Source organism: Streptosporangium longisporum, from assembly GCF_039534895.1.
Classification (GTDB): domain Bacteria; phylum Actinomycetota; class Actinomycetes; order Streptosporangiales; family Streptosporangiaceae; genus Streptosporangium; species Streptosporangium longisporum.
The window spans coordinates 322,126-343,301 of sequence record NZ_BAAAWD010000010.1 but is presented as its reverse complement, the minus strand read 5'-3'; the positions used below and the strand labels follow the sequence as shown (position 1 = coordinate 343,301).

Below are 21,176 nucleotides of genomic sequence, written 5' to 3'. Positions count from 1 at the left end.
GGTATTTATGCCGCCTTGAACGTTCGCCGGGCCCTTCCGGCACGACACCCGTTTAGCGTGATCACCAGGGGCGGGGGAGGTGGGCGTGCGACGGTACTGGTCGCTGCGGACTCGGATGGCCGTGTGGTGCGGTGCCGTGATGGCGCTGGTGTGCGGGGGCTTCTGCGCGCTCACCCTGATGAACGCCCATCACCACGTCACCGAGGACCGGAGAGGCCGGATCCTGGCGACGCAGCTGGGGGTGGCCCCCCTCATCCCGGCCGACCGGCGGCTGCCGGCCGTGCTCCCCGGCTCGGGGATGCCGATCCTGCAGGTGGTGGACTCCCGGGGGCAGGTCGTCTCGGCGAGCAGGGAACTGGCCGGCAAGGCGCGCATCGCCTCCTTCCTGCCACCGGAGGACAACAGGTACGCGGACCGGACCGTCTGCGACGCGCCGGGCCTCGCCGGGACGTGCGTGATCGTGGTGGCCCTGCGGGTGCCCGAGGCCGGAGGGGACTGGATCGTCTACGGCGCCGACCACGCCGTCCCCTGGTACACCGACCTCCGGCTGCTGGCCGCCCTGCTGGCCGGTTCCGCCCTCCTGACCGGGCTCAGCGCGCTCGGCGCCTACCGCGCCGTCGCGAGCTCCCTCGACCCGGTGGAGGCGATCTGCGCGGAACTGGCCGAGATCACCGCGACCGACCTGGGCCGCCGGGTCCCCGTCCCCGCGTCCCCCGACGAGATCCAGAAGCTGGCGCGGACCGTGAACCAGACCCTGGACCGGCTGGAGGCGGCCGTCGAGCGGGAGCGGCGCTTCGCCGCCGACGCCTCGCACGACCTGCGCAGCCCCATCACCGCCATGCGCGTCCAGGTGGAGGAGGCGCTGCTGCACCCGCGGGAGACCGACTGGCCCGCCGTCTCGGCGGCCCTGCTCGCCGATCTCCACCGGCTGCAGGCCATCGTCACCGACCTGCTCACGCTCGCCCGCCTCGACGCGGACCTCGGGGGTTCCGACGGCACCGGGGACGGCACGGACCTGGGCGAGCTGGTCTCCTCCGAGCTCACCCACCGCGGCCATCAGGCGCGGATCACGGCGAACCTCGCGCCCGGCGTGACGGTCACCGGGGACCCGCTCCAGCTCACCCGGCTGCTCGGCAACCTCCTGGACAACGCCGAGCGGCACGCCGCCCACACGGTGACGGTCTCGGTCCGCGGCGAGGGCCCCGACGCCCTGCTGGAGGTGAGCGACGACGGCCCCGGAATCCCCGCCGACCAGCGGGAGGTCGTGTTCCAGCGTTTCACCCGGCTGGATTCGGCCCGCAGCAAGGACGAGGGCGGCACGGGCCTGGGCCTGGCGATCGCCAGGGGGATCGCCGAGCAGCACGGCGGGACGCTGACCGTGGAGGACTCCGAACGGGGCGCGCGGTTCGTGGCGAGGCTCCCCCTCCGCACGGCCGAGGAGGCGGGGCGGCGCCCCCCTCCCTGAGCTCCCGGCTCAGAAGGTGCGCGGGACCACCAGGCCGGACTCGTAGGCGAGGACCACGAGCTGGGCGCGGTCACGGGCGTGCAGCTTGGTCATGGCCCGGTTGACGTGGGTCTTCGCGGTCAGCGAGCTGATCACCATGCGGTCGGCGATCTGGTCGTTGGACAGGCCCTGCGCGACCAGGGCGACGGCCTCGCGTTCGCGGTTGGTCAGCTCCTTCAGCCCGGTGCCGGTGCCGGTGTGGAGCGGCCGGCTGACGTACCGGTCGATCAGCCTGCGGGTGATCGACGGTGCGAGCAGCGCGTCGCCGCGCGCGGCGACGCGGACGGCGTGCAGGAAGTCCTCCGGCACGATGTCCTTGACGAGGAACCCGGCCGCGCCGGCGCGCAGCGCGTCGAAGACGTGCTCGTCCAGGCCGTAGTTGGTCAGGATGACGACGTGCACCCCGGCCAGGGCCGGGTCCGCGGCGATGCGCCGGGTCGCCTCGATGCCGTCGACGACCGGCATCGAGATGTCGATGAGCGCGATGTCGGGCAGGTACCGCCTGGCCAGCTCCACGCCCTCACCGCCGTCGGCGGCCTCGGCCACCACCTCGATGTCGTCCTCGAGGTCGAGGAGCGCGCGGAACCCGCTGCGGATGAGCGCCTGGTCGTCGACCAGCAGGACGCGGATCACGGCGTCCGGTCCACGGGAAGCTCGGCGTGGACGGTGAAGCCGCCCTCGCTGCGCGGTGCCGCGCGCAGCCGCCCGCCCAGGGCGGTGACCCGCTCGCGCATCCCGAGAAGCCCGACGCCGGGCACCGGCACGGTGCCGGCCGCGGCCTCGCCGTCGTCGTCGACCCGTACGACCAGGGTGTCGGGACGGTAGTCGATGCTGACCGACGCCGTGGCCGCGGCGGCGTGACGGGCGACGTTGGTCAGCGACTCCTGGACGATCCGGTAGACGGTGCGGTCCACCGCGGCCGGGACGTCGTGCCGCTGTCCCTCGATCGTCAGCTTCGCGTCCAGGCCGGTCGTCCGGGCCCGTTCCACCAGCTCGGCGACGTGGTCGAGGCCGCGCCGCGGGGTCGTGTCGTCGTCGCGCAGCGCCTCCAGGGTCGCCCGCAGCTCCCGGGCCGCCTCGCGACCGGCCTCCCGGATCGCCAGCAGGGCCTCGGGCACCTGTTCCCCCCGCCTGCGGGCCACGTGGACGGCGACCTCGGCCTGCACCTTGATGATCGAGATCTGGTGGGTGAGCGAGTCGTGCAGTTCCCGCGCGATGTGCAGCCGCTCCTCGTCGGCGCGGCGCCGCGCGGTCTCCTCCCGGGTGCGCTCGGCCTCGTCGGCCCGCCGCTCGGCCTGGCGCAGCGCCTCCCCCGCGGCGCCGGCCGCGATCAGCCAGGCCAGCTCCAGGGCGCCCCGGGCCCGGGCGAACGCCTCACCGGTGTCGTGCAGGCCCGAGGCCATGGCCGCGAGGGGGAGAACGGCCAGCATGGCCACGCTCGCCGCCACCGTGACGGCGCGGTGGCCCGCCCGCACGGCCGCGTACACCGCGAACAGGTACGCGACCGCGGGCACGTCGAAACCGGCCGCCTGGTACCCCACCGCGCACAGCCCGGTGACGGCCAGGACGGCGACCGGTGCCCGGCGGCGCGCGGCCAGCGCCAGGCCGCCGACCGCCAGCAGCGCGTGGCCGAGCAGGTCCGGGTGGCTTCCGGGGTGCCTCCCGGACAGCCCGGTGACCAGCAGCGCCGCCGCCACGCCGGCGGCGATCGCCCAGTCCGTGACGCCCGCCCGGAGACCGGGCCGTCCTGTGCTCATGGGCGCACCCTAACCGGATGTGCGCCCGGGCGACTCCCGCGTACGGACGAGGGTCCGCCTACCGCGGCCGCGGTAGGCGCCCGGATCCTGCGGCGCCCGCGGTGGCCGGGGTCCGCCGCCGGTGGCAGCGCGAACCGTCCGCGCCCGGGGGACGACCCGGGGCCGGTCCGGCGGACATGATCGGGCCACGTCCATCCGCAGGGAGAAGGAGTACCCATGCCCGTCCGACATCTGCTCGCCACCGCCGCCGCGGCCGTCCTGCTCGCCGGTCTCGCGCTCGCCACACCGGCGGCCGCGCACGTCCTGGCCCAGCCGGAGCCCGTCGGGTCGTACACCCTGACCGCCGGGCGGGCCTGGTCCATGGTGGGCGGGGCGCTGGGGCTGGCCGGCGCGGTCGCCGGCGGGCTGGCGCTGGCCCGCTCCACCGGCCGGATCGGCAACGGCGACGGCAGGAGGGGGGCGATCGCGGCCCTGGTGGCGGGGCCGGCCGGCGTGGTCGTCGGCGGCCTGGTCGTGGCCGCCGCCGAGGGCGGTCCCGGCACCGGCTACGGGATCGTCGGGGGCTACATCTCGCTGGTGATCGGGCTGGTCGCCACGGCCCTGGGCGGGCTGGTCCTGGCCCGCTCCCGCCGCTCGTCCACGTCCTCCGGCGGCGGCACCGCCTGACCTCGCGCCCGCCCCGATCCGCCCCTGCTCCCGTGCCGGCGACACGATCGCGTCGCCGGCACGATCGCGCCGCGGGCGGGACGGTCCACGGGGGCCGGGGCGGGACGAACCAGGGGCGGGCCGGGGGCGGGACGGGCCGTCCTCAGTCGTCGAGCAGCCGCCACGCGGTGAGGGCGACCCTGGCCCGTACCAGCCCGGCGGGCTCGGTGAGGTCGAGGCCCAGCTCCCTCCCGAGCTGCTCGACGCGGCGGGCGACGCTGCTGTGGTGCAGGTGGAGAAGGTCGGCGGCCCGGCGCAGGGAGCCGGTCTCGCAGTAGGCCTCCAGGGTCTCCAGGTCCTCCGGGTTCGCGGCCGTCCGGGCGATCGCGGCCACGTCGGGATTGCCACGCACGACCTCCCGGGGGACCTGCGCGAGCAGCGCCATCGCACCCAGGTCGTCGTAGGGGACGACCGGCCTGCGCGGGGTGGTGAAGCGCAGGGCGGTGCGGGCCTCCCGCCACGACCGGTCGGGGCTCTCGGCGGCGCCGATGCCCGCGCGTACGTCCTCGGGGAAGCGGGCCGGGTCCACGGTGGTGGCCAGCAGCACGCCCGTGCCGGCGATCGACGCCGCCTTCACCAGGCGGGTCGGGCAGACCAGGCCGCCGATCCGGTCCAGCGGAAGCGGCGACCGTACGGCGACGACGCGGACCGGCAGGCCGGCGGCGAACCCGAGCAGCCGCAACGCGCGGGCCCTGGCGGCCTCGTCCCCTCCGGAGCTGATCACCAGCTCGATCAGGGCGGGGTCGGCCATGGTGGTACGGGCCGGGCCGTACCGCTCGACGACCGCCGCCGAGGCGATGGCGAGCCGGTCCAGCAGCAGGTCGTCCAGCGGGTTCGGCGGGCCGGGGCGTTCCAGCCACACCGTGCCGATCTCCTCCTCGTCGAGCGTGACCGGCGCCGCGCTGGACGCGGGGGACGCCGGGGCGGGGGCCTGCCCGCCGTCGGACGAGGCGCGGATCACCCGTCCCGTGCCGTGCAGCCGAATCCCGGCCACGCACTCGGCCAGGACCGCCGAGGCGCGGGCCAGCGCCGGCAGGTCCACCCGCCTGCGCATCAGGGTGTCGTAGAACATGATCACCCGGATCGCTCCCCCGGCCTGCGAGTCCAGGTGCGACAGCCGTACGGCCAGTGCCTCCATGCCAGGAGCATAGGACCGCGCGGGCCGCGGGGTGAGCGCCGATCGGTGCGTGAGCGGGGCGGGATGCCCGACGGATGGCGGATGCCCCGGGGGGTGGTGGCCGTGAGGATGGTCGGCATGGATCCCGAACTCGATGCCTTCGTCCCGCTGTTCCCGTCGACCGACCTGTCCGACCCGGTCTCCGCCCGCGCGAACTTCGCCGGGCTCGCCACCGCGATGCCCGTACCGGACACCTCGAACATGGAGATCGAGGACCGCACGGTACCCGCGGACCCGGACGTGGCCGTGCGGATCTACCGCCCGCACCCGGCGCAGGGGGCGATCGTCTGGATGCACGGCGGCGGGTTCGTCATGGGCGACCTGGACACCGAGCACCCGTGGGCCACGCGGCTGGCGGAGGCCTCCGGCGCGGTGGTGATCTCGGTGGACTACCGCCTGGCCCCCGAGAACCCGTTCCCTGCCGCCCTCGACGACGTCCACGCCGTGCTGACCTGGACGGCCCGGCACGCGGCCGGGCTCGGCGTCGACCCCGGGCGGATCGCGGTCGGGGGCCACAGCGCCGGCGCCGGGCTGGCGGCCGCGGTGGCGTTGCGGGCGCGGGACCTGCAGGGGCCGCCGATCTGTTTCCAGCTGCTCAACCAGCCCGGTCTCGACGACCGCCAGCAGACGTGGTCGGCGCGCAACTTCACCGACACGCCCTGGATGAACAGGGCCAAGACCACCCAGCTGTGGGGGCACTACCTGGGCTCCGCCCCCGCCTCGCCGTACGCCGCCCCGGCGCGGGCGACCGACCTGTCCGGCCTGCCGTCCGCCTACGTCGCCTCCGCGGAGTTCTGCCCGAACCGCGACGAGGACATCGACTACGCGCTGCGCATGCTGCAGGCGGGCGTGTCGGTCGAGCTGCACCAGTGGCCCGGCACCTTCCACGGGTCGCAGGCGATCCTGTCCGCCGAGGTGTCGCAGCGGCAGATCGCCGAGCTCGGTGCCGCCCTGCGCCGTGCCCTGGCCAGGTGATCCCGCCATGGCGAGGGAACAACGGTCCGCACCATCACCGGATGCCGGCCCCGCGGCGGGACGGGGTGCCGCGGGGTTGCTGCGTCCCCACCTGCGGGGTTTCGCCACCGTTGTGATCCTTCAGGTCGTCGGTGCCCTCGCGGGCCTGGCGCCGCTGCTGGCCGTCGTCGAGCTGGGCCGCGTCCTGCTGTCGCCCGGCCCCGTCGACCACGGTCATGTCCGGACGGTCGTCGTCGCGGGCGCGGCCGGCCTGTTCGTCCGGCTGCTGTTCACGGCCGCCTCGTCCGGGCTCGGGCACGTCCTCGACGCCCGGGTGCAGCTGGCGCTCCGGCGGCGGCTGGCGGCGCACCTGGGACGCGTGCCGATCGGCTGGTTCTCCCGGCGCCGGACCGGTGAGCTGGCCAAGGTGGTGGGCGAGGACGTCAGCGCCGTGCACCCGTTCATCGCGCACGCCCCCGGCGAGCTCGTCTCGGCGTTCGTGGTGCCGCTGGTGTCGCTGGTCTACCTGCTCACCATTGACTGGCGGCTGACGCTGATCACGCTGGTCCCGGTGGTGACGGCGGTGGCGCTGGTCCCCCCTGCTAATGCTCCCGGCCCGGCAGCGCGAGCAGGAGGAGTTCGACGCGGCCATGGGACGGATCGCGAGCTCCGTGGTCGAGTTCGTGCAGGGCATCGCGGTGGTCAAGGCGTTCGGCGGGTCCGAGCGCGCTCACCGCAGGTTCCTGGTGGCCGCCGACGACTTCGTGGCCGTCTTCTCCCGGTGGGTGCGCGGCATGTCCCTGGTCGCCGCCGGAATGCAACTGGCGCTGTCGCCGCCGTTCGTACTGCTGGTCGTGCTGACCGGCGGTGCGGTCCTGATCACCTCCGGCGGCCTGGCCCCGGCCGGCCTGCTGCCCTTCCTGCTGCTCGGGCCGGCCCTGACCGCTCCGGTGGCGGCCCTCGGCCACGGTTTCGACGACATGCAGGCCGCCCGGCGCGCGGTCGGGCGGATCAGGGAGGTGCTCGAGGTGGCGCCGCTTCCCGAACCCGGGCGTCCGGCCGTGCCACGGGGACACCGGGTGGAGCTGCGCGGCGTCCGGTTCGGTTACCAGGACGGCCACGAGGTGCTGCGCGGGGTCGACCTGGTGCTCGAACCGGGGACGGTCACCGCGATCGTGGGACCGTCAGGAGGCGGGAAGTCCACGCTGGTCCGGCTGCTGCCGCGCTTCTTCGACCCGACCGGCGGCTCGGTCGTCCTGGGCGGTGCCGACCTGCGCGACATCGACGAGCGGGAGCTGTACCGGACGGTCTCCTTCGTCTTCCAGGACGTCCGCCTGCTGCGCGCGTCGGTCGCGGACAACATCGCGCTGGCGGTGCCGCACGCCGGCCGCGAGGACGTGGTCCGCGCCGCCCGGCTGGCGAACGTCCACGACCGGATCCTGGAATTGCCGCGCGGGTACGAGACGGTGATCGGCGAGGAGGCCCGGCTGTCGGGCGGCGAGGCGCAGCGCGTCGCGCTGGCCCGCGCCCTGCTCGCCGACGCGCCCGTCCTGGTGCTCGACGAGGCGACCGCCTTCGCCGACCCGCGGACCGAGCAGGCGGTACGCCGGGCCCTGGCGACGCTGGGCGGCGACCGGACGGTCCTGGTCATCGCCCACCGCCTGGAGACGGTCGCGGGCGCCGATGTCGTGGCGGTGCTGGAGAACGGGACGATCACCGAGCGGGGCGGGCCCGCCGAACTGCTGGAACGGGACGGAAGGTTCGCCGCGTTCTGGCGGTCGCATCAGACTGCGGTCGGCGACGAGGCCGAGGCCCACGCCGGCGCACCGCGAGGAGGGGGGTCCCGATGATCCGGATGCTGCTGCGCGTGCTGGGGCGGGAGTACGCCCGCGCGATGCGCCGCACCGTCGTGCTGATGACGGTGACCGCGGTCGTCGAGGGCCTGTCGTACGCGCTGCTGGTCCCGGTGCTGCGGGCGCTGCTCGGGAACCGTCCCGGTGACGCCCGTCCGTGGCTGATCGCGTTCGGCGCGGCGGTCGCGCTTTATGCGGTGCTGCGCTACGTCAGCGACGTGTCCGGCATGCGGGTCGGGACCACGATGTTGCGCGGCATGTACCACCGGCTCGGCGAGCACCTGGCCCGGCTGCCCATCGGCTGGTACGGCGCCGACCGGGTCGGCGAGGTGTCCGTCATGGCCGGCCGCGGGCTCCTGCAGGCGATGGGCGTGGCGGCGCACCTGCTGGGACCGTTCGTCTCCGCCCTGGTGACCCCCCTGACGATCGTCGCGGTGATGCTCGCCTACGACCGGCGGCTGGGGCTGGCCGCGCTGGCCGCCGCCCCCGTCGTGGCGGCGATCCGGTACCGGACGGCGCGCTCGACGGCCGCCGCCGACGCCGAGCGCCACGAGCGCGACACGGAGGCCGGCGGGCGGGTCGTCGAGTTCCTCCAGGCCCAGCCGGTGCTGCGCGCCGGAGGCCGGACCGGTGAGCGCTTCGCGCTGCTCGACGACTCGCTGCGGGACGTCCGGCGCGCGTCGCGCCGGACCGTGCTGGCGGTGCTGCCCGGCGCGGTGGGCCTGACGCTCACGGTGCAGGCGGTCTTCACCGCGCTGCTGGCCCTGGGCGCCTACCTCGCGCTCGGCGGGAGCGTCGGCGCGGCCGAGCTCCTGACGATCCTGGTGCTCGCCGCCCGCTGCGCCGACCCGCTGCTGTCGCTGTCGGACATCGGCGGCAGGCTCCGCGCCGCGCGGTCGGAGCTGGACAGGCTGGACGCGGTGCTGCGCACCGAGCCGCTGCCGGAGGCGCCCGAGCCGATCCGGCCGGCACGCCACGACCTGGAGTTCGCGTCCGTCGTCTTCCGGCACGGCGACCGCACGGTGATCGACGACGTGTCGCTGTCCGTGCCCGAGGGGCGGCGGCTCGCGGTGGTCGGCCCTTCGGGGAGCGGCAAGACCACGTTGCTGCAGCTGATCGCGCGGTTCCACGACGTGGACGCGGGCGCGATGCGCATGGGGGGGCGTGGACGTACGCGAGATCGACCCGCGGGTGCTGATGGCGCGGATCGCCATCGTCTTCCAGGACGTCTACCTCTTCGACGGCACGATCGAGGAGAACGTGCGCCTGGGCCGTCCCGGCGCCGGTGATGCCGAGGTCCGGGCGGCGGCGACCGCGGCACGGCTGGACGAGGTGATCGAGCGGCTGCCCGGCGGATGGGCGGCGGACGTCGGCGAGGGCGGCGCGCTGCTGTCGGGCGGTGAGCGCCAGCGCGTCTCGATCGCGCGAGCGCTGCTGAAGGACGCGCCCGTCGTGCTGCTGGACGAGGTGACCTCGGCCCTGGACCCGGTGAACGAGGCGGCCGTCCACGCGGGGATCGAGCGCCTGATGGCGGGCCGGACGGTGGTGATGGTGGCGCACCGGATGCGGACCGTCCGGCGCGCCGACCGCGTCGTCTTCCTGGACGGCGGCCGGATCGTGGAGGAGGGCGGCCACGACGAGCTGCTGCGCCGCGGCGGCCGTTACGCCGACTTCTGGGACATCTCCATGACACCGGCGGGCGGATGAGCCGGCACGCCGCGGCCGGGGGCGCCGTCTGCGGCCCTCCCCCGCGGCCGTGGGGCCGCAGGTCGTGAGGGGCCCCGCGGGCGGGGCGTGCGCGTCCAAGCCCTGATCGACAGCCCTGATCAGCGTGCCCGGTCCGTCGTGGTCCCGCCCGGTTCCGCGACGAGGCCGGGCCTGCGGCCGTGAGGGTCGCCCGAGCGCCTGGTGTCCACGTTGGCGGTCATGGCCGTGAGGATGCCGGGCAGTTCCGCCACCGTCCCGGCGGGCAGGCCGGTCACGGTCTCCTCGGCCAGGACGCACCACATCCGCTTGACCTGCCCGGCCAGCTCCCTGCCGCTGTCGGTGAGCTCGACGATGCTGGCGCGCCTGTCGGAGGGGGCGGGCCTGCGGCGGATGTGGCCGGACGCCTCCAGCTTGCGGGTCATGAGCGTGACGCTGGGCGGCTCGCAGCCGAGCGCCTCGCTGAGCTGGGCCTGGATCATCGCGCCGTTGCGGTCGAGTTCGAGCAGGAGCGCCTCCTGGCCGGGGTGCAGGCCCAGCGGGGCCAGCATCGTCGCGGCCCTGGCCCGGTGGCGCAGGCTCAGCAGGCGGACGGCCTGGTTGATGGCGTCGGCGTGCTCGAAGTCCATGGGCTCTCCTTGACGAAATTAGTTACGCACATAATATTATGCGCGTAACTAATTCTACAGGACCCGTCAGGAGTCTGATATGACCAAGAAGAAGATGTCATGACCGGTACCGCGACCCGGCGGGCCGGAGCCCACGCGGGTCCCGCGTGGCTGGTCCTGTCGCTGGTGTGCGCCTGTCAGTTCATGGTGATCCTGGACGCGTCCATCGTGAACGTGGCCCTGCCCTCGGTCCGCCGGGATCTCGGCTTCACCTCCACCGGCCTGGCCTGGGTGGTGAACGGCTACCTGCTCACCTTCGCCGGCTTCATGCTGCTCGGTGGCCGCGCCGCCGACCTGTTCGGCCATCGCCGGATGCTGGTCGCCGGGCTGGCGGTGTTCTCCGCGGCGAGCCTGGCCGGTGGCCTGGCGACCACGCCGGAGGTCCTGGTGGCGGCCCGTCTCGTCCAGGGCGTGGGGGCCGCGATGCTGGCCCCGTCGACCCTGGCCGTGATCAACACCGGTTTCACCGGGGAGGGCGCGCGGGCCCGGGCGTTCGGCGCGTGGTCCGCCTCGGGCGGCGTGGGCGGGATGGCCGGCGCGATCGCGGGCGGCGCCATCACGACCGGCCTGTCGTGGCGGTGGGTCTTCCTGATCAACGTGCCGATCGGCGCGGTGCTGGTCGCGGTGGCCGTGGCGTCGCTGGCCGGTGCGCGGGCCGGCCGGCGCGAGCCGCTCGACCTCGCCGGCGCGGTCACCGGGACCGCCGGGCTGGCCGCGCTGATCTACGGGGTCATGCAGGGTGCCGACCACGGCTGGGCGTCCCCGCCGGTCGTCGTACCGGCCGGGGCGGGCCTGCTGCTGCTCGCCGTCTTCGTCGTGGTGGAGGCGCGGTTCGCCGCCCGGCCGATGATGCCCCCGCGGTTGTTCACGATCCGCCGGGTGGCCGTCGGCAACGGCATGCTGCTGCTGTTCGGGGGGATCGCCATGGCGATGTGGTACTTCACGTCGCTGTTCATGCAGAACGTCCTCGGCTACAGCGCGCTCCAGGCCGGGCTCGGCCAGACGCCCGCGGCGGTGGCGTTCGTGGTGATCGCGCGGTCGGCGTCCTCCCTGCTGCCGCGGACCGGCGCCCGTCTCCCGGTGGCGATCGGCTGCGCCTGCTTCGTGGCGGGTTTCGGCTGGCTCGCCCAGGCCCACGTCGGCACCGGCTACGTCGCGGGCGTGCTCGGGCCCACGCTGCTCGTCGCGGCCGGTATCGGGCTGACCTTCCCCACCCTCATGGCCGTGGCGACCTCCGGTGTTCCCGACGGCGACGCCGGGATCGTCGGCGGCCTGGCCAACACGTCCGTCCAGGTGGGCGGGGCGGTGGGCCTGGCGGTGCTCGCCACGGCCGCCGGTGCCAGGGCCGCGATGGAGGCCGACGGGAGTTCCCCGGCCGCCCTGGCCGCCGGTTACGACCTGGTCTTCCTCATGGCCGCCGGGTTGGGCCTGGCCGTCGCGCTGGCCGGCCTGCTGCTGCCCCGCGAACGCCGCCCCTGACCACGGTGACCTGCGGTGCGGCGTACGGGAGACTCACCGGGGTGCCGGGTGCGGGGTCACGGCACCGTCGTGAAGGTGATCTGGCCCGGCAGGGCGCTCAGGAGGATCAGGACCCCCGCTATCCCGACCATCCAGCGAATCGTCGAGCGCGACCCGGAGGAGAGCTTGTCCCGCCACCGTTCGAACCGTTCACGCATCCGTTCGCCCAGGACGGCCCACACGAGCAGGAGCAGGAGGCCCGGGAGCACCATGACGGTCACGTACGCGCCGAGGAGCGGTGACCACTGGGCGGCGGACAGGCCGGCCGAGGTCATGATGCCGATCGCGGCGAAGTACGGCACGGCGGTGGCGAACTCGAACAGCCAGGTCCCCAGCCCCAGCAGCAGCATCGCGCGCATGGTGAAGGACCGTTCCTGCCGGGCGGCCGCGCGTTCGGGGTCCTTGTCGGGGATGAAGTAGCTTCCCACGATGAGCGCCACACCGAGGACGCCCTGCACCCAGGCCCACACGGTGTCGTCGACGAGCGGCACGACGGCGCCCAGGCCGAGCATGAGCAGGACGCCCAGGACGAAGTACGCGATCGCCACCGACCCCAGGTACACGCCGAGCAGCGCGACCAGGCGGCGTGGCCTGGACAGCAGCAGGTAGAGCGTGACCCCGATCACGGTGGGGCTGAGCGTGTCGAGCACGGCGAGCCCGAGCACCGCCCCGATCGTCTCGATCGACAAACTCGTCTCCTTACGAGAGCCGGAAAGCCGTGACGACACGCCCGTGTCGACGAAGATCTTATACGCGCGCCGGGAACGTGGCGTCACGGCTCCGGTGATCCGGCGGGCTCCGCCGCCGGGACGTCGAGGAGGGACAGGAACGCCGCGGCCGCGGGAGAGGGGGGAAAAGCGGCTCCAGATGAGGTGCTCCATGCGGGCGGGGGCGTCGCGCACCCGCAGGACGGGCAGGTCGGGGAGCTCGGGGACGAAGGCGGCGGGCAGCATCCCGATGCCCAGTCCCTGACGGATCAGGCGGGCCATGAAGTCCATGTTCGTCACCTCGAAGGCGACCTCGCGCCGGACTCCGGCCGCCGTGAACGCCTCGTCCGTCTGGATCCGCGCGGCGGTGCCCGGGGGGAAGTCGACGAACGGCTCGTCCGACAGCTCGCGCAGGTCCACGCGTGCCCTGCCCGCCAGCGGGTGGCCGGGCGCCACGGCGGCGACGAGCTCGCCGCGCGCCAGCTCGTGGCCGCTGACTCCCCTGGGCCGTACGCCCACCGGCAGCCCCAGGAACGCGGCGTCCAGGGTGCCCTGCCGCACCCCCTCGATCAGCTCCTCGCTCGCCCCCGAACGGAGGCTGATCCGCACCTGCCGGTGCAGCAGGTGGAAGCGCTTCAGCGCGGTCGGGAGGTCGACCGCCGCGACGGTGGGGATGGCGCCGACGGCGAGCCGTCCCCGGATCTCCCCGGTGGCGGCCGCCACCTCGGCGCGGGCCCGGTCGGCGGCCTCCAGGGCCTGGCGGGCCGCGGGCAGGAACGCCGCGCCGGCGGGGGTCAGCCGGACGCGGCGGCTGGTGCGCTCGAACAGCTTGGCGCCCAGCTCGCGTTCCAGGCGGGCGATCTGGTGGCTCAGCGCGGACTGGACGACCAGGCACCGCTCGGCGGCGCGGGTGAAGTTGCTCGTCTCCGCGACGGCGACGACGTAGCGCATCTGCTGAAGCTCCATGGATCAATCGTGACGCGCGATCGGTCCGATGACAAACATGCGTTGGACTCATTGATCTTCTCTGGCCCAGGCTGGGGTCATGACGGTGACGACATCTCGTACCGGAAGCGGCCTGTCGCGCGGGCTGCTCCTGCTCATGTCGGTGGCGACCGGGTCGGCGGTCGCCGGGAACTACTTCGCGCAGCCGCTGCTCGACCTGATCGGCCGGGAGCTGGGGATCGGCCCCTCCCGGGCGGCGCTGGTGGTGACGGCCGCCCAGGGCGGGTACGCGCTGGGGCTGATCCTGCTCGTGCCGCTCGGCGACCTGATGGAGCGACGGCGGCTGGCGGTGTCGCTCTACGCGGCGACCGCGGTGTTCCTGCTGGTGTCGGCCACCGCCGCCGACGGCGCGGTGCTCCTGGCGGCCACCGCCCTGACCGCGCTGACCTCGGTGGGCGCGCAGGTGGTGGTGCCGTTCGCGGCGACGCTGGCCTCCCCGGCCGAGCGCGGCCGGGTGGTCGGCACGGTGATGACCGGGCTGATGCTCGGCCTGCTGCTGGCGCGTACCGCCTCCGGGGCGTTGTCGGAGCTGGGCGGGTGGCGGACGGTCTACTGGGTGCACGCGGCCCTGATGGCGCTGATGGCCGTGCTGCTGCGGGTCTTCCTGCCCCGGCTCGGCGGGGACGGCGGGCGCCTGTCCTACCCGGCGCTGCTGCGCTCGACGGTCGCGATGTTCCGGTACGAGCCGCTGCTGCGCTGGCGGGCGGGGATCGGCGCGCTGAGCCTTGCCTCGTTCAGCGTGCTGTGGACGGCGCTGACCTTCCTGCTGGCGGGCCCGCCCTACGGCTGGCCGGAGTCGGCCATCGGCCTGTTCGGGCTGGTCGGCGCCGTGGGCGCGCTGACCGCCACGGTGGCGGGACGGCTGGCCGACCGCGGGCACGTCCAGACCGTGACCGGCACAGGGACGGTCCTGCTGCTGGTGTCGTGGCCGGCGATCGCCGCGGGGGCGCACGGGCTGGTCTGGCTGCTCGCCGGCGTGCTCGTGCTGGACCTGGCGCACCAGGCGGTGCTCAACAGCAGCCAGAACGTCCTCTACGCGCTGCGGCCCGAGGCCCGCAACCGGATCAACTCGGCCTTCATGACCTGCCTGTTCCTCGGCGGCGCGGCGGGTTCCGCGCTGACGTCGCTGGCCTGGGTCGGCGGCGGCTGGACCGGCGTGTGCGTCCTGGGCGCCGTCCTGTCGGCCGGGACCGTCGTGCTCTGGGTCCTGGAGCGCGTCACCGGCCGCCGGCGCTCCTCCCGTTCCCCCCACTCCCCCGACTCCCCCGATTCCTGAAGGAGAACGAGCGTGTCACGTACCGTACTGATCACCGGGGCCACCGGGACCGTGTCCACCGCGCTGGCGAACGCACTGCGGGGGACCGGCGTGAAGCTCCGCGCCCTCGTTCGCGACCGGTCCGGGTCGGACGGCCCGGACGGGCAGGACCCCCGGCTCGCCGGGCTGGCCGAGGTCGCCGAGGTCGTCGCCGGTGACCTCGGCGACGCCCGGTCGCTGCCGCCCGCCTTCGAGGGCGTGCAGGACCTGTGGCTGCTCACCCCGAACGGCCCGCGCGCCCCGGAGAACAACATGAACGCCCTCTGGGCCGCACGCCAGGCCGGTGTGGAGCGCGTCGTGCGCCTGTCCGTCGTCGGCGCGGCGCACGACGCGCCCAACCGCAGCGGCAGGCTGCACGCGCTGTCGGACGGGGAGACCGAACGGTGCGGCATGCGCTGGACCGTCCTGCGCCCGCACTGGTTCATGCAGAACCTGCTGAACGAGGCGGGCGACATCTCCGCCACCGGCACGTTCTCGCTGAACATGTCCTCGGCGCGGATCGGCATGATCGACGTCCGCGACATCGCCGAGTGCGCCGCCCGCGTGCTGCTCGACGACCCCAGCCGCCACCACGGCCGGACCTACACCCTCACCGGCCCGCGCTCGCTGACCTTCGACGAGGTCGCCGGCCGGCTGGGGTCCGCCCTGGGCAGGCACGTCACGTACCGGCCGGTCGACGACGAGACCAGGCGCGGGACACTGCTGGGGTACGGGGTCCCGGTGTGGATCGTCGACATGCTGGAGGAGTACGCGCGGGCGTACGACTCCGGCTGGGGCGACCTGACCACCGGCACGGTCGCCGAGCTCCTCGGCCGCCCCCCGCGTGACGTCGCCGACTTCGCCCGCGACCACGCCGCGGCGTTCACCCCGGTCGGCGACCTCTGATCCCGCGTGCCGGGTCCCGGCCGGCCTGCCTGCCTGGACCCGGCCACCGGCCGCGGCCTTGCACCGGCCGAGGCGCGACACCGACCGGGCCGCGGGCATCGGCCGGGACGCGGGTGTCGACCGGGATGCGGGCATCGGCCGGGGTCAGACCGGTGAGGGGGCCTGGGCGGCGCGGCGGACGGGCATCCAGGTGGGCACGGGGGCACCGGTCAGGAAGTCACCGGCCAGCCGGGTGCACAGCTCGGGCTTCTCGTGCAGCAGGACGTGGGACGTCCCCGGGACGACGGCCAGCTGCGCGTCGGGCAGGCCCCGGTACAGCTCCAGGGTGTGCTCCAGCGTCACGATGTCGTCGTCGGCGGCCATGACCAGGGCCGGGCAGGTCACGGCACGAAGCTCGGCCGCCGCCAGGCCGGGTTCCTCGTTCACCGCCCGCACGACCTTGGCCACCACGACCGGGAGATGGCCGGCGCCGTCGGGCGACACCTCCGCGTAGGCCGCGACCACGGGCGGGGGCATCTCGCCCCCGGCGGAGGGCCGGACGAGCATCGCCTCCATGTCGAAGGCGCAGCTGATCAGGACGAGCCGGTCGACCAGGTCCGGGCGGCGCAGGGCCACCCACAGCGCCACGGTGGCACCGGCGCTGTAGCCGGCCAGCCGTACCGGCCCGCCGACGACCTCGTCCAGGAACGCGATCGTGTCCTGCGCCATCACCTCGACCGTGATCGGCCCCGGCACGTCGGCCGTGTGGCCGTGGCCGCGGCGCTCGGGCAGCAGCAGCCGGAACCGGTCCGCCAGCGCGCCGAGGTTGCCGTCGAAGTCCCTGCTGTCGGAGAAACCACCGTGCAGCAGCACCAGCGGCTCCCCTTCGCCGCGCTCGTCGTACCACATGCGCACACCGTTCACATCCGCGTAGTCCGCCATCGTGGCGCCGTCCCCTCGTTCCGCTCCCGGTGACCGTCACCGGGTACGCGGGTAGTACGAAGCGGGGCCCGCGAACTCATCGCCCGCGCGGGGAAATCTTCAGGACGTCCGCTCCGCCCCCGGTTCCAGGACGTCCGGCAGGCCGAACAGCGGGAACAGCCGCCCGGCGTCGAGGTAGGTCGTCACCTCGGCGACCAGCCCGTGCGAGAGCGTGAGGACCATCAGCGCGAACGGCTCCGGCCGGCCGCCCGGCCCGTCCGGCCGGTACTGGGCGAACGCGGGTGAGCCGTTGGCCGTGGTCGCCAGCAGGCGCGCACCCTCGCAGGGCCGCCCGGCCGCCAGCAGCACCTCGCGGATCGCGGCCCTGCCCCGCAGCCACCACGCGAACGGCGGCATGGACATCACGGCGTCCTCGTGCAGCAGCGCCACCATGGTCTCGACGTCGTACCGCTCGAAGGCGTCGCAGTACCGGGCCAGGAGCCGCCGCTGCGCGGTGTCCATGGGCCGGTACGGCTCGCCCGGATCGGCACGGACGGCCCTCAGCGTCGTCCGGGCGCGCTGCAGCGCGCTGGTGACGGACGCCACCGTGCACTCCAGCAGCCGGGCGACCTCGTCGGCCCTCCAGCACAGCACGTCGCGCAGGATCAGCACCGCCCGCTGACGGGGCGGCAGGTGCTGCAGCGCGGCGACGAACGCCAGGCGGACCGTGTCGCGCTGCGCGGCCAGCTCCGCCGGGTCACCTCCGGCGGGCAGCACGCGGCCGTCCGGGACCGGCTGGACGAAGGCGCTCTCCGGCAGCGGCGCGCCGAGACCGGGACCGGCCTGCGCCGACGGGCCGAGGTCGATCGCCGACGCCCGGCGCCGCGCGCCCCGCAGCATGTCGAGGCAGACGTTGGTGGCGATGGCGTGGAGCCACGACCGTAGCGGCGCGCGGCCCTCGTCGAACCGGTCGAGGCTCGACCAGGCGCGCACCAGGGTCTCCTGCACGGCGTCCTCCGCCTCGAACGGCGAGCCGAGCATCCGGTAGCAGTGACCGGTCAGGGCGATCCGGTGCGGCTCCAGCAGTTCCGCGCCACGCGGCGAGGACGGGCCCGTACCCTCCGGGGCGGCCCGGGGGCCCTCCGGGCGCGACGGCGCGCTCGTCCCGCCGTCGGCCCTCGCATGACCGGTCACGCACGCGAGGGTACCGTCCCCTCAGCCGGTGAGCCGCGCACTCCCCCGTGTCCCTGCCGGCAGCCGGTACGGCTCGCCGCAGAAGTAGTGGTTCAGCGCGTCGAGGACGGACAGCAGCATCGGCACGACCCCGGGGTCGTTGCGCTGCACGTTGACCGACACCGTCATCCGGCGAGTCCCGGTGGCGTCGGCGAAGCCGAAGGTCTGGTAGCCGGGGATCGAGCCGGTCGCCCCCCACATCGGGCCGCAGGTGAGCGCCACCGACTCCAGCCCGAGGCCGTACTCGGGGAAGATCGGCGCCTGCGGTGTGGTGACGCCGGTGCGCATCCGCGCCAGCAGCTCCGGCCCGACGAGCCGGCCGCCGAAGAGCGCCCGGTGGAAGCGGTTGACGTCGCGGGCGTCCGACACCACGCCGTAGGCCGCCCAGGCGAAGGAGGGGTTCAGCCGGGTGACGGGCCTGAGCGCGCCGGGCGCGGCGGGGTCGGCGCCCCGGGGCAGGTGGTAGCCGGTGGCGTGCGGGCCGCGGATGACGTCCGAGGTCACGGGCAGGTACGAGCGGGTCATCCCGGCCGGGCGGAAGATCCTCCGGTCGAGCTCCGCACTCAGGTCGCGGCCCGTCACCTTCTCCACCAGCAGCCCGAGCAGGATGTAGCCGGTGTTGGAGTAGGCGAAGCGGCCCCGCTCGGGGCGCGGCAGCCGCTCGGCCTCGGCGACGAGCCGCCCGGGGGTGTAGGTGCGCTCGCCGTACCGCTCGGGATCGGTGAACTCGGGGGCGGCGACGTAGTCGGCCAGGCCGCCCGTGTGGTTCAGCAGCTCCCGCACGGTGATCCGGTCGCCGTCGGCGACGTGGCCGGGCAGCCGCTCGCCGATCGGTTCCTCCAGCCTCACCCTCCCCTCCTGGACGAGCTGCAGGACGGCCGCCGACACCATGGTCTTGGTGAGGCTGGCGACGCGGAAGCGCGCCTGGCGCGGCACCGGTCCTCCCGTGCGCAGGTCGGCGGTCCCGGCGGTGCCGATCCAGGTGCCGCGGTCGTCGTCGATCCTGGCCAGCACGCCGGGCGCGCCGGCGGCCACGACGGCGTCCAGTGCCCGGCGTACCCCGGCGGGATTCTCGTGCCGGATGTGCACGACGGCGAGATTTTCGTGCCGGGTGTGCGCGACGGCCGGTGAGGCCTGCAGGAGTCCCGCGACGACGAGGGTCGCGGCCGCGATGCGACGGCCGTTCGCTGACGGCATGCGCGTCTTCCTTCCGATGGAGGGGTGGGTCGGTCTCCATCCTGGAAGCGCCGCCGGCCGCCCCCCTCCCCCATGGTGACGATCTTCGTCTGCGACGGCGGTCGCACCCGCGTACGACCGTGGGGGCGGGTGCGCGGGAGGCGGGCCGCGGGCCCGCGGGCGGCGAGGGGCGAAGGCTTCGAATCGTGTGCCGCCCATTGACGCGGGCCCGCCGCCGGGCTACTAATACGCCTACGCCCGCTTCACCACCCCCCTGTGATCGCCGTGAGATGTTAGCGTTAACAATCCGTGGAGGCCGTCGAATGCGTACCTGCCGAAGGGGCCTGGCCGCCCTGCTCGCCGCCTTCCTGGCCCTGGTCCTCACCCCGCCACCGGTCCACGCCTCCCTCACCGTGACCTCACCGCCGGCCTGACGAGACAAGGACGAATCGATGCCCCCCACCCCCGTGCGCCGCACGCTGGTGACCGCCCTGGTCACGCTGCTCGCCGTGATCGGCGGCCTGCTCCTGCCGGTGACGGCCCACGCCTCCCCGGCCGTCCAGTACACCAACCCGCTGGCCTCCCAGCGCGCCGACCCGCACATCTTCCGTCACACCGACGGCTACTACTACTTCACCGCCACCGTCCCCGAGTACGACCGCATCGTGCTGCGCCGCGCCACCACCGTCCAGGGCCTGTCCACCGCGCCGGAGACGGTCATCTGGCGCAGGCACACCAGCGGCGAGATGGGCGCCCACATCTGGGCCCCGGAGATCCACTTCATCAACGGCAAGTGGTACGTCTACTTCGCCGCCGGTCGCGCCGACGACATCTGGCGGATCCGGATGTACGTCCTGGAGAGCAGTGCCGCCAACCCGCTGACCGGCTCCTGGACCGAACGCGGCCGCATCACCACCCCGTGGGACACCTTCGCGCTGGACGCCTCGACGTTCGTCACGAACGGGGTCCGCTACCTCGTCTGGGCCCAGCAGGAGCCGGGCATCGCCACCAACTCCAACCTGTACATCGCCCGCATGGGCGCCAACCCCTGGACGATCACCGGCCCCACCACCCGGCTGACCGTGCCCACCCTGGCGTGGGAGACGCGTGGGTTCAAGGTGGCCGAGGGGCCCGCGGTGATCCAGCGCAACGGCCGGCTCTTCCTCACCTACTCGGCCAGCGCCACCGACGCCAACTACTGCCTGGGCATGCTGACCGCGTCGGCCTCGGCCGACCCGCTCAACGCCTCGTCCTGGACCAAGAGCGCGGGCCCCGTCTTCGCCAGCAACGCCTCCACCGGCCAGTACGGCCCCGGCCACAACTCCTTCACCGTCTCCGAGGACGGCCAGAGCGACATCCTCGTCTACCACGACCGCAACTACCGCGACATCACCGGTGACCCGCTCAACGACCCCAACCGCCGCACCCGCGTCCAGAAGGTTTACTGGAGGGCCGACGGCACCCCCGACTTCGGCATCCCCGTCCCCGACGGCGTGACCCCGGTGCGGCTGATGTCCCACGACACCCCCGGCTCCGCGGTACGCCACTGGGAGTACCGGGCCCGCCTGGAGGCGAACGTCTCGCCGCTGGCCGACTCCCAGTTCAAGCTCGTCACCGGCCTGTCCGGGTCGGGCACCGTGTCCCTGGAGTCCACCAACTTCCCCGGCTACTACCTGCGCCACCGCAACCACGAGGCCTGGGTGGAGCGCAGCGACGGCACCACCCTGTTCAGGGGCGACGCGAGCTTCACCCGCCGCGCCGGGCTCGCCGGTTCCGGCACGGTGTCGCTGGAGTCGGTCAACTTCCCCGGCTACTACCTGCGTCACCGCGCCGGTCAGGTGTGGGTGGAGCAGAACGACGGCACCGCCACCTTCCGGGGCAACGCGAGCTTCGTCCTGGAGTAGAACGCGCCCGGGGGCGTCCCCCGCGTCGGCCGGATCGGGACGCCCCGGCGCGTACCGGAACGCCGTCCGGTCTTCCCCGCATGGGAGCGCGGTCCGGTTCGCCGGCCGTGGGAAGGCCGGACGGCACCGCACCCTCCACGAGGACGTACCTCCTCGTGGAGGGTGCTCTTTGCTGCCGGGCACGACCCTGTCACGCTGATATCGCGGCTCT

Annotated in this window: 18 protein-coding genes and 1 pseudogene; 11 read left to right on the top strand and 8 right to left on the bottom strand. The window is 74.3% G+C overall.

What is annotated here, in order from left to right; genetic code table 11:
- The first annotated feature begins 85 nt into the window (after positions 1-85).
- Positions 86-1,465 (top strand): sensor histidine kinase, encoded by a 1,380-nt coding sequence (locus ABD832_RS20235; RefSeq protein WP_344897608.1) that lies wholly within the window; start codon positions 86-88, stop codon positions 1,463-1,465.
- A gap of 9 nt (positions 1,466-1,474) precedes the next feature.
- Here ABD832_RS20235 and ABD832_RS20230 read toward each other — a convergent pair whose 3' ends face one another.
- Entirely contained in the window at positions 1,475-2,137 is a 663-nt protein-coding gene (locus tag ABD832_RS20230) for a response regulator (RefSeq protein ID WP_344897605.1), read from the bottom strand.
- A complete protein-coding gene (locus tag ABD832_RS20225) occupies positions 2,134-3,261 on the bottom strand; it encodes a sensor histidine kinase (protein WP_344897602.1) in 1,128 nt (375 codons plus the stop codon). Before ABD832_RS20225 ends, ABD832_RS20230 begins: the two co-directional genes overlap by 4 nt.
- Positions 3,262-3,477: 216 nt before the next feature.
- Between ABD832_RS20225 and ABD832_RS20220 the strand changes: the two genes are divergently transcribed.
- Complete coding sequence (locus ABD832_RS20220) at positions 3,478-3,927, top strand: DUF6223 family protein (protein ID WP_344897599.1); 450 nt, start codon at positions 3,478-3,480, stop codon at positions 3,925-3,927.
- 142 nt (positions 3,928-4,069) lie between these two features.
- Here the strand turns inward: ABD832_RS20220 and ABD832_RS20215 are convergent, their stop codons facing one another.
- A complete protein-coding gene (locus tag ABD832_RS20215; protein WP_344897596.1) occupies positions 4,070-5,104 on the bottom strand; it encodes a PucR family transcriptional regulator in 1,035 nt (344 codons plus the stop codon).
- Positions 5,105-5,221: 117 nt separating this feature from the next.
- Here ABD832_RS20215 and ABD832_RS20210 point away from each other — a divergent pair, with 117 nt between their 5' ends.
- From ABD832_RS20210 to ABD832_RS20190, 5 genes and pseudogenes are all read left to right on the top strand, one after another.
- Positions 5,222-6,118, top strand: a complete 897-nt coding sequence (locus ABD832_RS20210; protein WP_344897592.1) for an alpha/beta hydrolase — start codon at positions 5,222-5,224, stop codon at positions 6,116-6,118.
- 7 nt (positions 6,119-6,125) lie between these two features.
- Positions 6,126-6,605: pseudogene (locus ABD832_RS20205) on the top strand (ABC transporter transmembrane domain-containing protein); the annotation flags it as partial.
- A gap of 97 nt (positions 6,606-6,702) precedes the next feature.
- Positions 6,703-7,947: an ABC transporter ATP-binding protein gene (locus ABD832_RS20200; protein ID WP_344897589.1), complete on the top strand. Its 1,245-nt coding sequence runs from the start codon at positions 6,703-6,705 to the stop codon at positions 7,945-7,947.
- Positions 7,944-9,239, top strand: coding sequence for an ABC transporter transmembrane domain-containing protein (locus ABD832_RS20195; RefSeq protein WP_344897817.1), 1,296 nt, complete (start codon positions 7,944-7,946; stop codon positions 9,237-9,239). Before ABD832_RS20200 ends, ABD832_RS20195 begins: the two co-directional genes overlap by 4 nt.
- Entirely contained in the window at positions 9,148-9,657 is a 510-nt protein-coding gene (locus ABD832_RS20190; protein ID WP_344897815.1) for an ATP-binding cassette domain-containing protein, read from the top strand. Before ABD832_RS20195 ends, ABD832_RS20190 begins: the two co-directional genes overlap by 92 nt.
- Before the next feature lie 119 nt (positions 9,658-9,776).
- Here the strand turns inward: ABD832_RS20190 and ABD832_RS20185 are convergent, their stop codons facing one another.
- Positions 9,777-10,283 carry a MarR family winged helix-turn-helix transcriptional regulator gene (locus ABD832_RS20185; protein ID WP_344897586.1) on the bottom strand — a complete coding sequence of 169 codons (507 nt, stop codon included), beginning with the start codon at positions 10,281-10,283 and terminating at the stop codon, positions 9,777-9,779.
- Between the two features lie 99 nt (positions 10,284-10,382).
- Here ABD832_RS20185 and ABD832_RS20180 point away from each other — a divergent pair, with 99 nt between their 5' ends.
- The gene (locus ABD832_RS20180; RefSeq protein WP_344897583.1) at positions 10,383-11,801 is read left to right on the top strand and encodes an MFS transporter; all 1,419 of its coding nucleotides are present in this window, start codon (positions 10,383-10,385) and stop codon (positions 11,799-11,801) included.
- Between the two features lie 56 nt (positions 11,802-11,857).
- Here the strand turns inward: ABD832_RS20180 and ABD832_RS20175 are convergent, their stop codons facing one another.
- The gene (locus ABD832_RS20175) at positions 11,858-13,513 is read right to left on the bottom strand and encodes a GAP family protein (RefSeq protein ID WP_344897580.1); all 1,656 of its coding nucleotides are present in this window, start codon (positions 13,511-13,513) and stop codon (positions 11,858-11,860) included.
- 79 nt (positions 13,514-13,592) lie between these two features.
- Between ABD832_RS20175 and ABD832_RS20170 the strand changes: the two genes are divergently transcribed.
- Together ABD832_RS20170 and ABD832_RS20165 are read left to right on the top strand one after the other, a co-directional pair.
- Entirely contained in the window at positions 13,593-14,828 is a 1,236-nt protein-coding gene (locus tag ABD832_RS20170; RefSeq protein WP_344897577.1) for an MFS transporter, read from the top strand.
- A 12-nt stretch (positions 14,829-14,840) separates the two neighbouring features.
- Entirely contained in the window at positions 14,841-15,752 is a 912-nt protein-coding gene (locus ABD832_RS20165; RefSeq protein WP_344897573.1) for an NmrA family NAD(P)-binding protein, read from the top strand.
- Positions 15,753-15,896: 144 nt separating this feature from the next.
- Here ABD832_RS20165 and ABD832_RS20160 read toward each other — a convergent pair whose 3' ends face one another.
- The 3 genes from ABD832_RS20160 to ABD832_RS20150 all read right to left on the bottom strand — a co-directional run bounded on the left by ABD832_RS20160 (position 15,897) and on the right by ABD832_RS20150 (position 19,082).
- Entirely contained in the window at positions 15,897-16,673 is a 777-nt protein-coding gene (locus ABD832_RS20160; RefSeq protein WP_344897569.1) for an alpha/beta fold hydrolase, read from the bottom strand.
- 99 nt (positions 16,674-16,772) lie between these two features.
- Positions 16,773-17,846, bottom strand: coding sequence for a sigma-70 family RNA polymerase sigma factor (locus ABD832_RS20155; RefSeq protein WP_344897567.1), 1,074 nt, complete (start codon positions 17,844-17,846; stop codon positions 16,773-16,775).
- Between the two features lie 21 nt (positions 17,847-17,867).
- Entirely contained in the window at positions 17,868-19,082 is a 1,215-nt protein-coding gene (locus ABD832_RS20150; protein ID WP_344897564.1) for a serine hydrolase domain-containing protein, read from the bottom strand.
- A 431-nt stretch (positions 19,083-19,513) separates the two neighbouring features.
- Between ABD832_RS20150 and ABD832_RS20145 the strand changes: the two genes are divergently transcribed.
- Positions 19,514-20,965 carry a family 43 glycosylhydrolase gene (locus ABD832_RS20145; RefSeq protein ID WP_344897561.1) on the top strand — a complete coding sequence of 484 codons (1,452 nt, stop codon included), beginning with the start codon at positions 19,514-19,516 and terminating at the stop codon, positions 20,963-20,965.
- Positions 20,966-21,176 lie beyond the last annotated feature (211 nt).

Bases quoted from the DNA above. Each gene is read 5' to 3' on its own strand.
- ABD832_RS20225 (WP_344897602.1), bottom strand. From the start codon at position 3,261: ATGAGCACAGGACGGCCCGGTCTCCGGGCGGGCGTCACGGACTGGGCG.
- ABD832_RS20220 (WP_344897599.1), top strand. From the start codon at position 3,478: ATGCCCGTCCGACATCTGCTCGCCACCGCCGCCGCGGCCGTCCTGCTC.
- ABD832_RS20215 (WP_344897596.1), bottom strand. From the start codon at position 5,104: ATGGAGGCACTGGCCGTACGGCTGTCGCACCTGGACTCGCAGGCCGGG.
- ABD832_RS20210 (WP_344897592.1), top strand. From the start codon at position 5,222: ATGGATCCCGAACTCGATGCCTTCGTCCCGCTGTTCCCGTCGACCGAC.
- ABD832_RS20200 (WP_344897589.1), top strand. From the start codon at position 6,703: ATGCTCCCGGCCCGGCAGCGCGAGCAGGAGGAGTTCGACGCGGCCATG.
- ABD832_RS20195 (WP_344897817.1), top strand. From the start codon at position 7,944: ATGATCCGGATGCTGCTGCGCGTGCTGGGGCGGGAGTACGCCCGCGCG.
- ABD832_RS20190 (WP_344897815.1), top strand. From the start codon at position 9,148: ATGGCGCGGATCGCCATCGTCTTCCAGGACGTCTACCTCTTCGACGGC.
- ABD832_RS20185 (WP_344897586.1), bottom strand. From the start codon at position 10,283: ATGGACTTCGAGCACGCCGACGCCATCAACCAGGCCGTCCGCCTGCTG.
- ABD832_RS20180 (WP_344897583.1), top strand. From the start codon at position 10,383: ATGACCGGTACCGCGACCCGGCGGGCCGGAGCCCACGCGGGTCCCGCG.
- ABD832_RS20175 (WP_344897580.1), bottom strand. From the start codon at position 13,513: ATGGAGCTTCAGCAGATGCGCTACGTCGTCGCCGTCGCGGAGACGAGC.
- ABD832_RS20170 (WP_344897577.1), top strand. From the start codon at position 13,593: ATGACGGTGACGACATCTCGTACCGGAAGCGGCCTGTCGCGCGGGCTG.
- ABD832_RS20160 (WP_344897569.1), bottom strand. From the start codon at position 16,673: ATGGCGGACTACGCGGATGTGAACGGTGTGCGCATGTGGTACGACGAG.
- ABD832_RS20150 (WP_344897564.1), bottom strand. From the start codon at position 19,082: ATGCCGTCAGCGAACGGCCGTCGCATCGCGGCCGCGACCCTCGTCGTC.
- ABD832_RS20145 (WP_344897561.1), top strand. From the start codon at position 19,514: ATGCCCCCCACCCCCGTGCGCCGCACGCTGGTGACCGCCCTGGTCACG.